Annotated in this window: 7 protein-coding genes, 2 tRNA genes and 4 rRNA genes; 5 read left to right on the top strand and 8 right to left on the bottom strand. The window is 55.5% G+C overall.

Annotated elements, in window-relative coordinates; all coding sequences use genetic code 11:
• Positions 1–24 precede the first annotated feature (24 nt).
• A complete protein-coding gene (locus tag JFV30_RS29655; protein WP_201125824.1) occupies positions 25–474 on the top strand; it encodes an SRPBCC family protein in 450 nt (149 codons plus the stop codon).
• A 116-nt stretch (positions 475–590) separates the two neighbouring features.
• Here the strand turns inward: JFV30_RS29655 and JFV30_RS29650 are convergent, their stop codons facing one another.
• Positions 591–2,471, bottom strand: a complete 1,881-nt coding sequence (locus JFV30_RS29650; protein ID WP_169386699.1) for a methyl-accepting chemotaxis protein — start codon at positions 2,469–2,471, stop codon at positions 591–593.
• 278 nt (positions 2,472–2,749) lie between these two features.
• Here JFV30_RS29650 and JFV30_RS29645 point away from each other — a divergent pair, with 278 nt between their 5' ends.
• The 4 genes from JFV30_RS29645 to JFV30_RS29630 all read left to right on the top strand — a co-directional run bounded on the left by JFV30_RS29645 (position 2,750) and on the right by JFV30_RS29630 (position 8,075).
• The gene (locus JFV30_RS29645) at positions 2,750–3,250 is read left to right on the top strand and encodes a sigma-70 family RNA polymerase sigma factor (protein ID WP_169386700.1); all 501 of its coding nucleotides are present in this window, start codon (positions 2,750–2,752) and stop codon (positions 3,248–3,250) included.
• On the top strand, positions 3,247–4,230 hold the full coding sequence (locus tag JFV30_RS29640; RefSeq protein ID WP_274610285.1) for a FecR domain-containing protein: 984 nt from the start codon (positions 3,247–3,249) through the stop codon (positions 4,228–4,230). The genes JFV30_RS29645 and JFV30_RS29640 overlap by 4 nt, the downstream gene beginning before the upstream one ends.
• 105 nt (positions 4,231–4,335) lie before the next feature.
• A complete protein-coding gene (locus JFV30_RS29635; protein ID WP_201125822.1) occupies positions 4,336–6,828 on the top strand; it encodes a TonB-dependent siderophore receptor in 2,493 nt (830 codons plus the stop codon).
• Positions 6,829–6,899: 71 nt separating this feature from the next.
• Positions 6,900–8,075 (top strand): PepSY-associated TM helix domain-containing protein, encoded by a 1,176-nt coding sequence (locus JFV30_RS29630; protein ID WP_201125821.1) that lies wholly within the window; start codon positions 6,900–6,902, stop codon positions 8,073–8,075.
• Positions 8,076–8,153: 78 nt separating this feature from the next.
• Here the strand turns inward: JFV30_RS29630 and rrf (JFV30_RS29625) are convergent.
• From rrf (JFV30_RS29625) to JFV30_RS29595, 7 genes are all read right to left on the bottom strand, one after another.
• Positions 8,154–8,269 (bottom strand): 5S ribosomal RNA (gene rrf / locus JFV30_RS29625).
• Positions 8,270–8,378: 109 nt separating this feature from the next.
• Positions 8,379–8,494, bottom strand: a 5S ribosomal RNA gene (rrf, locus tag JFV30_RS29620).
• Positions 8,495–8,650: 156 nt separating this feature from the next.
• A 23S ribosomal RNA gene (locus JFV30_RS29615) occupies positions 8,651–11,543 on the bottom strand.
• Positions 11,544–11,790: 247 nt separating this feature from the next.
• Positions 11,791–11,866, bottom strand: a tRNA-Ala gene (locus JFV30_RS29610).
• 30 nt (positions 11,867–11,896) lie between these two features.
• Positions 11,897–11,973: transfer RNA gene (locus JFV30_RS29605), tRNA-Ile, on the bottom strand.
• 83 nt (positions 11,974–12,056) lie between these two features.
• Positions 12,057–13,593, bottom strand: a 16S ribosomal RNA gene (locus JFV30_RS29600).
• The 16S, 23S and 5S rRNA genes sit together here with 2 tRNA genes alongside, the layout of an rRNA operon.
• A 639-nt stretch (positions 13,594–14,232) precedes the next feature.
• A complete protein-coding gene (locus tag JFV30_RS29595) occupies positions 14,233–15,453 on the bottom strand; it encodes a CaiB/BaiF CoA transferase family protein (RefSeq protein ID WP_010168708.1) in 1,221 nt (406 codons plus the stop codon).
• Between the last annotated feature and the right edge of the window lie 13 nt (positions 15,454–15,466).

Below are 15,466 nucleotides of genomic sequence, written 5' to 3'. Positions count from 1 at the left end.
GGTGCTTAATCGAAGGAAAATCTAATGAAACCCGATACGTTGATTCGCAACCCATGCGCCAGGCCAGTGGTGTCTTCAGTGGTGATTGCCCGTGATGCCGCCCGCGTGTGGGCGGTGGTGGGTGACTTTGCAGGGTTTGACAGATTCATCCCCGCGCTGTCGCACATCGAGATGACCGGCGCGGGCATGGGGTCGCTGCGCAAGAAATTCTTCCACGACGGAAACCTGGTAGTGGAGCAACTCAACAGCCGCGACGAACAGGCCATGCAGATGACCTGGACAACGATTTACAACACCCTTGGTGTGGCCCGGCTATGGGCAGCGATACGTGTGGAGGCGTTGGGGGAGTGCAGTTCGAAAGTGACCTGGACGATCATTGCCGAGCCGGTTGAGCACGGTAAGGAGGGGTTTGAAGCATTTGTGCAGGCGTTCGCCGACAGCGCGCTGGAGAATGTGCGGCAGATGTTTGGCTGACCTTACTGTAGGAGCGAGCTTGCTCGCGAAAAACGAGAAGGCAACACGGGCTATCTGATAGCGCTGCGTTATCGTTGACGCTCTTCGCGAGCAAGCTCGCTCCTACAGGGTCATCGTCAGATTTTGAAACTGTCGACCAACTGCTTCAGCCGGTTGGCCTGTTGAGACAACGCGTCGCAATCCTTCAAGGTTTCGTTGAGGTTGGCCACGCCTTGCTGGTTCAACAGGTTGATCTGGTTGATGTCCACATTGAGGGTTTCCACCACCGCGGTCTGCTCCTCGGTAGCGGCCGCTACCGACTGGTTCATCCCGTCGATCTCGACGATCCGCTGAGTCACGCTGACCAGGCGCTCGCCGGCCTGGTTGGCGACCTCGACGCTTTCTTCGCTGGAGGTCTGGCTGGCGTTCATTGTGGTGACCGCCTCACGCGAGCCAATCTGCAGCGACGTGATCATTTTGTGGATCTCTTCCGCCGATTCCTGGGTACGGTGCGCGAGGTTGCGCACCTCATCCGCCACCACCGCAAACCCACGACCCGCTTCACCGGCACGCGCGGCTTCAATCGCGGCGTTGAGAGCCAGCAGATTGGTTTGCTGGGAGATGCCTTTGATCACATCCAGGATGTGCCCGATGTTGTCGGTGCTGGCGTTCAGGGTTTCAATCTGCGTGCAGGACAGGCTGATTTTCTGCGACAGTTCTGACATCGCCAGGATGGTTTTCTCCACCACTTTGCGACCGTCATCGGCCTGCTCACTGGCACCGCTGGCGTGCTGCGAAGCGTCGGCGGCGTTGCGCGCGATTTCCTGAGTGGCGGCCCCCAGTTCGTTGATCGCTGCAGCCACGCTGTTGGTGCGGGCGCTTTGTTCGTCAGAGCCGATGATCGACGCGTTGGACGAAGCCATTACCCGCTGGGACAGGTCGTGCACTTGGCGGGTGGCCGAGGACACTTCGGAAATTGACGCATGAATACGCTCGACGAACTGGTTGAAAGCACTGCCCAGGTCACCGAATTCATCTTTGCTTTCCACGGTCAGGCGGCGAGTCAAATCACCCTCGCCCTGGGCGATGTCCTGCATGGCGCGCCCCATGGTGGTCAGGGGACGCATCAAGACCTGGATCAGCAGGCTCAGGAACACCGCAATGGCGGCGACCGCGATGAACATGGCGATCAATGCCGAGGTGCGGAACTTGCCCAATGGTGCGTAGGCTTTGTCCTTGTCGATCGACAGGCCGATGTACCAGTCTGCATTCGGCAATCCGCTGATCGGGGTGAAGGACAGAATCCGTTCCTGACCATTGAGAACCACTTCCTGATTGAGCTTCTCGATGCGCACATTGCTGCCCGGGTAGATGTCCTTGAGGTTTTTCATCACCTGGTCCTGGTCCGGGCTGACGATCACCTGGCCGTCACCGCTGACCAGGAACGCATGGCCGATACCACCGAAATCCACCGAGTTGATGATCTTCACCAGGGTTTGCAGGCTCAGGTCACCACCGACCACGCCGAGCAATTCGCCGTTCTTTTTCACCGGCATCGCAATGGTCACGATCAGCCCACCCACCGCTGCCATGTAGGGCGGCGTGAGCATGGTCTTGTCGGCCGCAACGGCTTGCTTGTACCAGGGGCGCTGACGCGGGTCGTAGCCATCAGGCATTTTGGCGTCGGGCCGTTGGGTGAATACACCGTTGGTTGAACCGACGTAGGTGAACTGGAAGTTGGAGGTAAATGCCGACTGGTCGACCAACCCCGGAAGGTCGGCAGCACTGCCTTGATGGGCCACGTTTTGCGCCAGGCTTTCCAGTACCAGTACCCGGCCACTGAGCCAGTTCTGCACACTGCTGGCCGTGAGTTCACCGGATTGCTGAATGGACGACTCCAGGTTTTGCCGGATGGTGTTGCGCTGCAGGTAGTCGTTGTAGAACGTGAATAACGCGAAGGCCAGAACCACTACGCCTGACGCGGCCAACAGAATTTTATGACTGAACTTGAGATTCATTTCATTGACTTCTTTTTGCCAAAAGGGGGTGAGCGTGCCGGATGCAACATTCCATGTAACGGTATAGGCAGACTCTGCGACTGCTCTATTTCGGTGCACGCATGGCTCGTCAGGCTTTCGGCCACTCCAGGATAAATCTTAGGAATTTGTGAGAAGCATCCTCTTTTAGCGTCAGAAGCCGACCGGCGGTAGCCATCTGATGGAAGAGTTGCAAAATTTTTCAGCCTTGCCGACAATGCGACTAATTATCATTTGTGACGCTTCGCCAGGCCGTGTGAATGCCCTCTCCCGAGTACGCAGTACAGACGCTTTACAGCAACCATCACGGCTGGCTCAACACCTGGCTGCGCAGCCGCCTGGGTAACGCCGCGGATGCTGCGGACCTGGCCCAGGACACCTTCGTGCGCCTGCTGCAAAAAACCGAACGCTTCGAACTCAAGGCCCCTCGCGCCTTTCTGCGCACCATCGCCCGGGGCTTGGTGATTGATCACTGGCGTCGCGAAGAAATCGAACGGGCTTATCTGGAATCCATCGCACACTTGCCCGAAGCCGTGGCACCGAGCGCTGAGGAGCGTGCGTTGATTCTGGAATTGCTGGAGTCCATCGCCCGGCTTCTGGACGGGCTCAAGCCCAAGGTACGTAAGGCGTTTTTACTGGCTCAGTGCGACGGCCTGACCTACAAGCAGATTGCGCAGCAGATGGGCGTGTCGTTGCGCTCGGTGGAGCGGTATGTCGCCGAGGCGCTGTATCACTGTTATGTGCTGCGGTATGAGGCATGACCTCGATGGATAACACTGCACGCGCAGTAATCGATCCGCAGGTGGTGAAACAGGCGATCAGCTGGATGCTGCGCTTGCGTAACAATCGCGCCAATATCCGCCTGAAGGCGCAATGCGAGCACTGGCGCGAGGCTCATCATGAACACGAGCTGGCCTGGCAACGCGTGCAAGCACTCCAACATGAACTGAGCAGCCAACTGGCGGCAATTCCCGGGGCCCATGTGACGCTGGAGAACAGCGCCCAGCGCCTCGGGCGCCGGCAAGCGTTGAAGGTGTTGTCGGGTGTGCTGTTGATCGGTTCGACGGCCTGGGTCAGCAGAGACCTTACCGGCTGGCAACGCTGGACCTCGGATTTGGCCACCGCCACCGGCGAACGCCGCAGCGTGCAATTGCCGGATGGCACACGCCTGCAACTCAATACCGACAGCGCGGTGGACCTGGACTTCAACCCGCAGCAACGCTTGATCACGCTGGTACGCGGGGAAATCCTGGTGACCTGCGGCGCTGCTGCGACGGCACCGCTGCTGGTTCGCACGCGTCATGGTTTGTTCGCAGGCATCGACGGGCGGTTCGTGGTGCGCCAGGACAGCGATTGCACTCGCTTGAGTGTGGCGTCAGGCAATGTGGCGATTCATTCACCCCATACAGCGGACGGCCTGTTCACTCAGGTGCATGCAGGAGAAAGCTACCTGGTTCGTCAGAACGAGGCCATTCTGGCGCCGCCTTTGGATATGGATGCCGGGGCCTGGGCGGATGGATTGATCGTCACCCGCAACATGCGCCTTGCCGACTTCCTGGCAGAGGTGGGGCGCTATCGTCATGGTTACCTGGGCTGCTCAAGCGATATCGCAGACTTGCGCCTGTCCGGCGTTTTTCGGTTGGAAGACACCGAGAAACTGTTGGCGATCCTTCCGCAGACGTTGCCTGTGCGCCTGCGCTATCGCACCCGCTGGTGGGTGAGCCTGGAGCGTCAGGCCTGACTATTGTTGTCGCGCCCGATTTATTTTTGGCGGCTTTTTTCCGTGAGTCCGGCTTAGACAGTAAGCATTTCAATCTGCCTTCAGCGACCTCTACGGACCTCGATAATGACTGTGCGTTTTTTCAGTAACTCACCCTCTTCCTACCCTTTGCTCGGTAAAGCCGTACGGGCAGCGCTGCTGTCGACCACGATGGGCATCAGCTTGTTGCCGGTGGCCGGGGTCGCAGCGGATAGCGGGGTCGAGCGCATCAGCCAGCGCTATGACATCCCTGCCGGGCCGCTGAGCGATGTGCTCAACCAGTTTGCCCGTCAGGCAGGCATCACCCTTTCCAGCACGCCTGCGCAGACTCAGGGCCGCCAGTCTGCCGGGCTGCACGGTGAATATTCCGCGGAGCAGGGCCTGAGCCAGCTGCTCAATGGATCCGGCTTGCAGGCACAGCCACAGGACGACGTGAGTTTCGTGTTGCAGGCCCAGCCCGAAAGTGAAGCGCTGACCTTGCCGACTACCGACATCAAAGGCTTCGCCCTGGGTAACGCCCTGGGCAGCATGGACGGCTACAACGCAACCCACAGCCAGATCGCCACCAAGACCAGTACTGCGCTGCTGGAAACATCACAGACAGTTTCGGTGGTGACCCGTGAGCAGATGGACGACCAGGGCTCGCAAACCGTTGCCCAGGCCATGCGTTACACCCCAGGCGTGCTGACCAACCCGTACGGTGCCACTCACCGTTATGACTACGTGGCGATGCGTGGTTTCAACGACGGTTCGGTGGATAACATCTACCTCGACGGCTTGAAGTCCATGGGGGACAGCGGGACCTATAGCACCATGCAAGTGGACCCCTATTTCCTCGAGCGGGTGGATATTCTCAAGGGCCCGTCGTCGGTGTTGTACGGGCGCAGCTCGCCGGGTGGGCTGGTGGCGCTGACCAGCAAGAAGCCGTTGTTTGAGCCTTACCATCAGGTGCAGGCCACCGTGGGATCGCAAGGGCAGCGAGGCATGGGATTCGACTTCAGCGGCCCGGTGGATGACGACAAGCGTATTGCTTACCGACTGACCGGGCTTGCGGATAAGTCCGACACGCAGTTCGACCACGCCAAGGAAAAACGCTACGCGCTGGCGCCGACCTTGAGCATCGACTTTACCGATGACACGTCGCTCACGCTCCAGGCCTATCTGCAACACGATCCCGACGGTGGCTACCACGGAGGCATGCCGGCAGATGGGGCGTTGCATCAGCGCAATGGCCAGCGGATCTCCAATCACTTCTTCGAGGGTGAGCCGGGCATTGATGGGTACAAGCGTGATCAGCAGTCGTTCGGCTATCAGTTTGAGCACCGCTTCAACGATGTTTTCACGGCGCGGCAAAACTTTCGTTACCTGGACTCCAAGGTCCGCCTGGATCAGGTGTACGCCTATGGATGGACTACGCCCACCAGTAATGAGCTGAATCGCTACTACTCAGGCGGTGATGAGAAGTTGCATGCGTTCATCATCGACAACATGCTGCAGGCCGAATTTTTTACCGGCGCGACCAAACACACCGTGCTGATGGGGGCGGACTATCAGCGGCGCAAAACCGTGGTGGATTGGAGCAGCGGATCGCTGGCCCCCATCAATGCATTCAATCCGGTGTACGGCAATTCCGAGATCAGTTATTACAGCCCTACCAGCTATCTGCGTCGGCTTGAGCAGACCGGCGTTTACCTGCAAGACCTGATTGAAATGGACAAGTGGCGGTTCTCCCTCGGGCTGCGTCAGGACTGGGTCGAGACCTCTGATGAGAATCGCATTGCTGAGGTTGGCCGGCCCCTGGGCACGGAGATCAGTGATAAACGCACCAAGCTGACCGGACGTGCAGGGGCGCTTTACCTGTTCGATAACGGCGTTGCGCCCTACGTCAGTTATTCCGAGTCCTTCAACCCGAACTCCTATTCGGACAGCGCTGGTAATCCTTTGGCGCCTACCGACGGCACCCAGTGGGAAGTGGGCTTGAAATATCAGCCGCCAGGTACCGACAACCTGTTCACCGCCTCGCTGTTCCGCATCGATCAGGAGAACCTGGCGACCAAGCTGCCGCAGGAAAACTTCTATCGCGCGGTCGGTGCTGTGCGCTCCCAAGGCCTGGAGCTGGAGGCGCATATGCAGTTGACCGACAACCTCAAGTTGTTGGGCAGCTATACCTTCACCGACATCGAGTATTCGAAGTCGATGGTCAGCACGTTGAGCACGGCGGACAACGTGATCGAGAACAAGGGTAATTCGCCAACCCAGGCGCCACGTCATATGGCTTCGGTGTGGGCAGACTACAAATTCGACAGCGGCGCCCTGGACGGCCTGCGTCTCGGTGGCGGTGTTCGTTATGTCGGCTACAGCTGGGCAGATGCGGAGAACACCATGAAGGTACCTGCCTACACGTTGTTTGATGCCTCGATGGGTTATGACTTGGGCAAGGTGGGGTTGAAGGGTGTGGATGTGCGCCTGAATGCCAACAACCTGACGAACGAGTCCTACGTGGCGTCGTGTGCCAGCCTGAATTTCTGTTACCTGGGTGAAGAGCGCAACGTGAGTGCCACGGTGAGCTACCAGTTCTAATCCGACTCGATTCATACAAAGCCAGTTCCTGATTCCAGGCGCTGGCTTTGTCGTTTTTGCAGGAGATTTTTATGCGCGCATTGATGGTTTTACTTCATCGCTACATCGGACTGGCAACGGCGTTGTTTTTGATGATGGCGGGGATTACGGGCAGTCTTTTGGCGTTCAACCATGAGCTGGATGAATGGCTTAATCCCGGCTTCTACGACGCAACGGCCAAGGGCTCGGCATTGCCGCCAGGTGACCTGGTGGAAAGGTTGCAGAGGCAACATCCAACGCTGCAAGTCTGGTACATGGAGTACCCACAAGAGGCAGGACATACCGCTCTGCTGGCGGCGGTAGCGAGAAACGACCCGGCGACTGGCAAGCCCTTTGACGAACCTAACCAGGTTTTTTATCTCGATCCGGTCACCGGCGAAGAAATGGGGCGGCGTTTTTGGGGCGCGTGCTGCTTTCAGCGTGAGAACTTCATACCGTTCATTCTGGAGTTTCACTACAACCTGACACTGCCGGGTAACTGGGGGTTGTGGCTGATGGGGCTGGTGGCGATTGCCTGGGTATTCGATTGCTTTATCGCGCTGTGGTTGACCCTGCCAAGGGGCAAACCCTTCTGGAAGAAGTGGTCAACGGCGTGGAAGATCAAGGGCGGTCATGCTTACCGCTTGAACTTCGATCTGCATCGCGCAGGCGGGTTGTGGCTTTGGTTGTTGTTGCTGCCGATCGCGGTCAGCAGCGTGGCGATGAATTTGCCGAGCCAGGTATTCAAGCCGGTTGTCTCGCTGTTTTCACCGGCCGAGGCCAGTGTCTATGAGGCCCGTGGCAGACTGCCGATTGGGCAATTGGGCGTGACGCAACTGAGTTATCAACAAGCCTATGAGCGGGCCCTGGAGGAAGGCAAACGGCTTGGGCTGACGGCGGCGATTGGAGAGCTGTACTACAGCTTTGAGTACAACTTTTATGGGGCTGGTTTTGGGCAACATGATACCGAGGCCCATGGGAAATCCTGGTTGTTTTTCCACGGGACGGATGGGCGTTTACTGGGGCAGGAAATAGCAGGGCAAGGTACGTTGGGGGAGCGCTTTTATCGGCTGCAGTTACCGATCCATGGGGGCAGGATCATCGGGGTGACGGGGCAAGTGTTGATTGCGCTGCTGGGGATTGTGATCGCGATGTTGTCTGTTACCGGGATCTACATCTGGTGGCGCAAGCTACTGGCCAGGCGAAGCAGTAAGGCACGCAAAGGATGAGTCGGTTCTAGTTCTTTGGCCAGCGCTTAAACGACAAAACCCCTGTCTGCGCTAGCAGACAGGGGTTTCGGAATTCAATCTTGACGATGACCTACTCTCACATGGGGAAACCCCACACTACCATCGGCGATGCATCGTTTCACTGCTGAGTTCGGGATGGGATCAGGTGGTTCCAATGCTCTATGGTCGTCAAGAAATTCTGTGTACCAGACCGTTGCGCTTGCAACGTGCCGGTGAAAATCATGGACTTCTACAAAAACAAAACCCCTGATTGCGTTAGCAATCAGGGGTTCTGGAATTTAATCTTGACGATGACCTACTCTCACATGGGGAAACCCCACACTACCATCGGCGATGCATCGTTTCACTGCTGAGTTCGGGATGGGATCAGGTGGTTCCAATGCTCTATGGTCGTCAAGAAATTCGGGTACTGAGTCGTGGCCAGCTGGCCTCGCTTCAGCAAATTGGGTATGTGATAGCTTTCGGTGTTTGCAAGAATCGAACTTTCGGTTCATTTCGTCTTCACACACCGCAATCTGGTGCCTTTTCAGGTCAGCAAATTGCTTGGGTGTTATATGGTCAAGCCTCACGGGCAATTAGTATTGGTTAGCTCAACGCCTCACAGCGCTTACACACCCAACCTATCAACGTCGTAGTCTTCGACGGCCCTTCAGGGAACTCAAGGTTCCAGTGAGATCTCATCTTGAGGCTAGTTTCCCGCTTAGATGCTTTCAGCGGTTATCTATTCCGAACATAGCTACCCGGCAATGCCACTGGCGTGACAACCGGAACACCAGAGGTTCGTCCACTCCGGTCCTCTCGTACTAGGAGCAGCCCCTCTCAAATCTCAAACGTCCACGGCAGATAGGGACCGAACTGTCTCACGACGTTCTAAACCCAGCTCGCGTACCACTTTAAATGGCGAACAGCCATACCCTTGGGACCGGCTTCAGCCCCAGGATGTGATGAGCCGACATCGAGGTGCCAAACACCGCCGTCGATATGAACTCTTGGGCGGTATCAGCCTGTTATCCCCGGAGTACCTTTTATCCGTTGAGCGATGGCCCTTCCATACAGAACCACCGGATCACTAAGACCTACTTTCGTACCTGCTCGACGTGTCTGTCTCGCAGTCAAGCGCGCTTTTGCCTTTATACTCTACGACCGATTTCCGACCGGTCTGAGCGCACCTTCGTACTCCTCCGTTACTCTTTAGGAGGAGACCGCCCCAGTCAAACTACCCACCATACACTGTCCTCGATCCGGATAACGGACCTGAGTTAGAACCTCAAAGTTGCCAGGGTGGTATTTCAAGGTTGGCTCCACGCGAACTGGCGTCCACGCTTCAAAGCCTCCCACCTATCCTACACAAGCAAATTCAAAGTCCAGTGCAAAGCTATAGTAAAGGTTCACGGGGTCTTTCCGTCTAGCCGCGGATACACTGCATCTTCACAGCGATTTCAATTTCACTGAGTCTCGGGTGGAGACAGCGCCGCCATCGTTACGCCATTCGTGCAGGTCGGAACTTACCCGACAAGGAATTTCGCTACCTTAGGACCGTTATAGTTACGGCCGCCGTTTACCGGGGCTTCGATCAAGAGCTTCGCGTTAGCTAACCCCATCAATTAACCTTCCGGCACCGGGCAGGCGTCACACCCTATACGTCCACTTTCGTGTTTGCAGAGTGCTGTGTTTTTAATAAACAGTCGCAGCGGCCTGGTATCTTCGACCGGCATGAGCTTACGGAGCAAGTCCTTCACCCTCACCGGCGCACCTTCTCCCGAAGTTACGGTGCCATTTTGCCTAGTTCCTTCACCCGAGTTCTCTCAAGCGCCTTGGTATTCTCTACCCAACCACCTGTGTCGGTTTGGGGTACGGTTCCTGGTTACCTGAAGCTTAGAAGCTTTTCTTGGAAGCATGGCATCAACCACTTCGCTAACTAAAAGTTAGCTCGTCATCAGCTCTCGGCCTTAGAATCCCGGATTTACCTAAGATTCCAGCCTACCACCTTAAACTTGGACAACCAACGCCAAGCTGGCCTAGCCTTCTCCGTCCCTCCATCGCAATAACCAGAAGTACAGGAATATTAACCTGTTTTCCATCGACTACGCTTTTCAGCCTCGCCTTAGGGACCGACTAACCCTGCGTCGATTAACGTTGCGCAGGAAACCTTGGTCTTTCGGCGTGGGTGTTTTTCACACCCATTATCGTTACTCATGTCAGCATTCGCACTTCTGATACCTCCAGCAAGCTTCTCAACTCACCTTCACAGGCTTACAGAACGCTCCTCTACCGCATCATCCGAAGATGATACCCGTAGCTTCGGTGTATGGTTTGAGCCCCGTTACATCTTCCGCGCAGGCCGACTCGACTAGTGAGCTATTACGCTTTCTTTAAAGGGTGGCTGCTTCTAAGCCAACCTCCTAGCTGTCTAAGCCTTCCCACATCGTTTCCCACTTAACCATAACTTTGGGACCTTAGCTGACGGTCTGGGTTGTTTCCCTTTTCACGACGGACGTTAGCACCCGCCGTGTGTCTCCCATGCTCGGCACTTGTAGGTATTCGGAGTTTGCATCGGTTTGGTAAGTCGGGATGACCCCCTAGCCGAAACAGTGCTCTACCCCCTACAGTGATACATGAGGCGCTACCTAAATAGCTTTCGAGGAGAACCAGCTATCTCCGAGCTTGATTAGCCTTTCACTCCGATCCACAGGTCATCCGCTAACTTTTCAACGGTAGTCGGTTCGGTCCTCCAGTTAGTGTTACCCAACCTTCAACCTGCCCATGGATAGATCGCCCGGTTTCGGGTCTATTCCCAGCGACTAGACGCCCTATTAAGACTCGCTTTCGCTACGCCTCCCCTATTCGGTTAAGCTCGCCACTGAAAATAAGTCGCTGACCCATTATACAAAAGGTACGCAGTCACAGAACAAAGTCTGCTCCCACTGCTTGTACGCATACGGTTTCAGGATCTATTTCACTCCCCTCTCCGGGGTTCTTTTCGCCTTTCCCTCACGGTACTAGTTCACTATCGGTCAGTCAGTAGTATTTAGCCTTGGAGGATGGTCCCCCCATATTCAGACAAAGTTTCTCGTGCTCCGTCCTACTCGATTTCATGACTAAGAGATTTTCGCGTACAGGGCTATCACCCACTATGGCCGCACTTTCCAGAGCGTTCCGCTAATCTCAAAGCCACTTAAGGGCTAGTCCCCGTTCGCTCGCCACTACTAAGGGAATCTCGGTTGATTTCTTTTCCTCAGGGTACTTAGATGTTTCAGTTCCCCTGGTTCGCTCCATACACCTATGTATTCAGTGTAAGGTAACCATCTTATGATGGTTGGGTTCCCCATTCAGACATCTCCGGATCAAAGTCTGTTTGCCGACTCCCCGAAGCTTTTCGCAGGCTACCACGTCTTTCATCGCCTCTGACTGCCAAGGCATCCACCGTATGCGCTTCTTCACTTGACCATATAACCCCAAGCAATCTGGTTATACTGTGAAGACGACATTCGCCGAAAATTCGAATTTCTCAACTAAGAGAACTCACAAATTTTACCTTAGCCTGATCCGTTACCAGTGAAAGTAACGTTCAGTCTATCTTTCTATCACATACCCAAATTTTTAAAGAACGATCTAATCAAAGACTAGAAATCAACATTCACCATCACAATGATGGAATGCTCATTTCTAAGCTTTCAACTTTCAGAAGCAGTAGTGGTGGAGCCAAACGGGATCGAACCGTTGACCTCCTGCGTGCAAGGCAGGCGCTCTCCCAGCTGAGCTATGGCCCCGTATTTCTACAGGCGTTTCCCACACAAAATTGGTGGGTCTGGGCAGATTCGAACTGCCGACCTCACCCTTATCAGGGGTGCGCTCTAACCAACTGAGCTACAGACCCAATTTCGGGCTGCTTCTTTATCGTCTTCTTCAATGAATCAAGCAATTCGTGTGGGAACTTATGGAGCAGCTGATGTCGTCGATTAAGGAGGTGATCCAGCCGCAGGTTCCCCTACGGCTACCTTGTTACGACTTCACCCCAGTCATGAATCACACCGTGGTAACCGTCCTCCCGAAGGTTAGACTAGCTACTTCTGGTGCAACCCACTCCCATGGTGTGACGGGCGGTGTGTACAAGGCCCGGGAACGTATTCACCGCGACATTCTGATTCGCGATTACTAGCGATTCCGACTTCACGCAGTCGAGTTGCAGACTGCGATCCGGACTACGATCGGTTTTCTGGGATTAGCTCCACCTCGCGGCTTGGCAACCCTCTGTACCGACCATTGTAGCACGTGTGTAGCCCAGGCCGTAAGGGCCATGATGACTTGACGTCATCCCCACCTTCCTCCGGTTTGTCACCGGCAGTCTCCTTAGAGTGCCCACCATAACGTGCTGGTAACTAAGGACAAGGGTTGCGCTCGTTACGGGACTTAACCCAACATCTCACGACACGAGCTGACGACAGCCATGCAGCACCTGTCTCAATGTTCCCGAAGGCACCAATCTATCTCTAGAAAGTTCATTGGATGTCAAGGCCTGGTAAGGTTCTTCGCGTTGCTTCGAATTAAACCACATGCTCCACCGCTTGTGCGGGCCCCCGTCAATTCATTTGAGTTTTAACCTTGCGGCCGTACTCCCCAGGCGGTCAACTTAATGCGTTAGCTGCGCCACTAAGAGCTCAAGGCTCCCAACGGCTAGTTGACATCGTTTACGGCGTGGACTACCAGGGTATCTAATCCTGTTTGCTCCCCACGCTTTCGCACCTCAGTGTCAGTATCAGTCCAGGTGGTCGCCTTCGCCACTGGTGTTCCTTCCTATATCTACGCATTTCACCGCTACACAGGAAATTCCACCACCCTCTACCATACTCTAGCTCGTCAGTTTTGAATGCAGTTCCCAGGTTGAGCCCGGGGATTTCACATCCAACTTAACGAACCACCTACGCGCGCTTTACGCCCAGTAATTCCGATTAACGCTTGCACCCTCTGTATTACCGCGGCTGCTGGCACAGAGTTAGCCGGTGCTTATTCTGTCGGTAACGTCAAAACAGCAAAGTATTAATTTACTGCCCTTCCTCCCAACTTAAAGTGCTTTACAATCCGAAGACCTTCTTCACACACGCGGCATGGCTGGATCAGGCTTTCGCCCATTGTCCAATATTCCCCACTGCTGCCTCCCGTAGGAGTCTGGACCGTGTCTCAGTTCCAGTGTGACTGATCATCCTCTCAGACCAGTTACGGATCGTCGCCTTGGTGAGCCATTACCCCACCAACTAGCTAATCCGACCTAGGCTCATCTGATAGCGCAAGGCCCGAAGGTCCCCTGCTTTCTCCCGTAGGACGTATGCGGTATTAGCGTCCGTTTCCGGACGTTATCCCCCACTACCAGGCAGATTCCTAGGCATTACTCACCCGTCCGCCGCTCTCAAGAGAAGCAAGCTTCTCTCTACCGCTCGACTTGCATGTGTTAGGCCTGCCGCCAGCGTTCAATCTGAGCCATGATCAAACTCTTCAGTTCAAACATCTTTGGGTTTTTAAGAAACCCTAAACTTGGCTCAGCAATCGTTGGTTACATCTTTGATTTCTCGCGGAGTAACTTGTGATGCTGATAATCTTGTTGACTATCAGTCTGACTCCACAAGCACCCACACGAATTGCTTGATTCAGTTGTTAAAGAGCGGTTGGTTAAGATCTTTCGTCTCAACCGAGGCGCGCATTCTACAGCAGCCTCATTTGCTGTCAAGTGATTATTTTCAGAAGCTTTCAAAGTTTCCTTTGTAACTTCAACCACTTGCGCTTCCGATCTCTCGTTAGCGGGAGGCGAATTCTACAGCGTTACACGCTGCTGTCAACACCTCTTTTTCTCCGCTTTCGACCGAGAAGATCGAACCGTTAACAGAGCTAAACTACACCGCTCTATCAACTTCTTCCAGGCTTCGATATCTGAAGCAGCTCACTGTCGAAACCTACATAACTCTTTGTTTACCAAGGAGTTTTCCGTTTCGAGTGCGCCGGAAGTGGGGCGAATTATAGACTTCCAGAATCTGCCGTCAACCCTTAATTCAGGATTTCTATCAAATAGACATTCCTGGCTAAAAATCAACCAACTCCCCTCTATATAGAGAACTTAAACAGCCCTCTATATAGAAGGGAAGCCTCAGATGACCCCGGCATCCCTTAACGCCGACACACTCGCCGGCGTTAAACCCAGCACCTGCTGCAGGACCTGATGAGTATGCTCACCCAACAGGGGAGGCGCACTGCGGTATTCAACAGGCGTCTTGGACAGTCGCATAGGGCTCGCTACCTGGGGCACCATCCCCGCCAACGCATGAGGCAACTCCATCGCCAGCCCGCGCGCCTTTACCTGCGGGTCGGCAAACACCTGCGCCAAGTCATTGATAGGCCCGCAAGGCACGCCCACCCGCTCCAACTGAGCCACCCATTCAGCAGTTGTCTTGAATACGGTCGCCTGGCGAATCAACGGTATCAGCGCTGCTCTGTTGGCCACCCGCAGCTTATTAGTCGCAAACCGCGGATCATCCGCCCACTGCGGATGCCCGGCCACCTCGGCAAACTTGCGAAACTGTCCATCGTTGCCCACGGTGAGAATGAAGTCGCCATCTGCCGTAGGAAAATCCTGATACGGCACGATATTCGGATGAGCATTGCCCAAGCGCTTGGGAGGAACGCCCGTCGTCAGGTAGTTCATCGCCTGGTTAGCCAGACAAGCCACCTGCACATCCAGCAGCGCCATATCGATATGCTGACCACCACCATCATGATCCCGGTGGGCCATGGCGGCCAGAATCGCCACTGTCGAATAGAGCCCCGTCAGGATATCCGTCAGCGCCACGCCTACCTTGACTGGGCCAGCACCGTCTTCCCCCTCGGGACGGCCCGTCAGACTCATTAACCCGCCAAGCCCCTGGATCATGAAGTCGTAGCCCGCCCGAGCGGCATAGGGCCCAGTCTGGCCAAACCCGGTAATCGAACAGTAGATCAACTCCGGATTGATCTCTTTGAGCGACTCATAGTCCAGCCCATAGGCCGCCAAGCCACCCACCTTGAAGTTCTCGATCAGAATGTCGGACTTCGCCGCCAGGTCACGTACCAGCTTCTGCCCCTCCGGCCGCGTGAAGTCGATGGTTACCGACTCCTTGTTACGGTTGGCCGACAGGTAATACGCCGCCTCTGTGGTGTTCTCCCCATACGCATCCTTGAGGAAGGGTGGCCCCCAGGCTCGAGTGTCGTCTCCATTACCAGGCCGCTCGACCTTGATCACTTCAGCGCCAAGGTCCGCAAGTATCTGCCCGGCCCAGGGGCCCGCCAGCACTCGCGACAAATCCAGTACCCGCAGGTGCGATAGCGCGCCCATGGTCGCTCTCCTA

It is taken from the genome of Pseudomonas sp. TH32, from assembly GCF_016650855.1.
GTDB lineage: Bacteria > Pseudomonadota > Gammaproteobacteria > Pseudomonadales > Pseudomonadaceae > Aquipseudomonas.
Note: the sequence above shows the minus strand (reverse complement) of the source record. Positions and strands in the feature narration are given on the sequence as shown.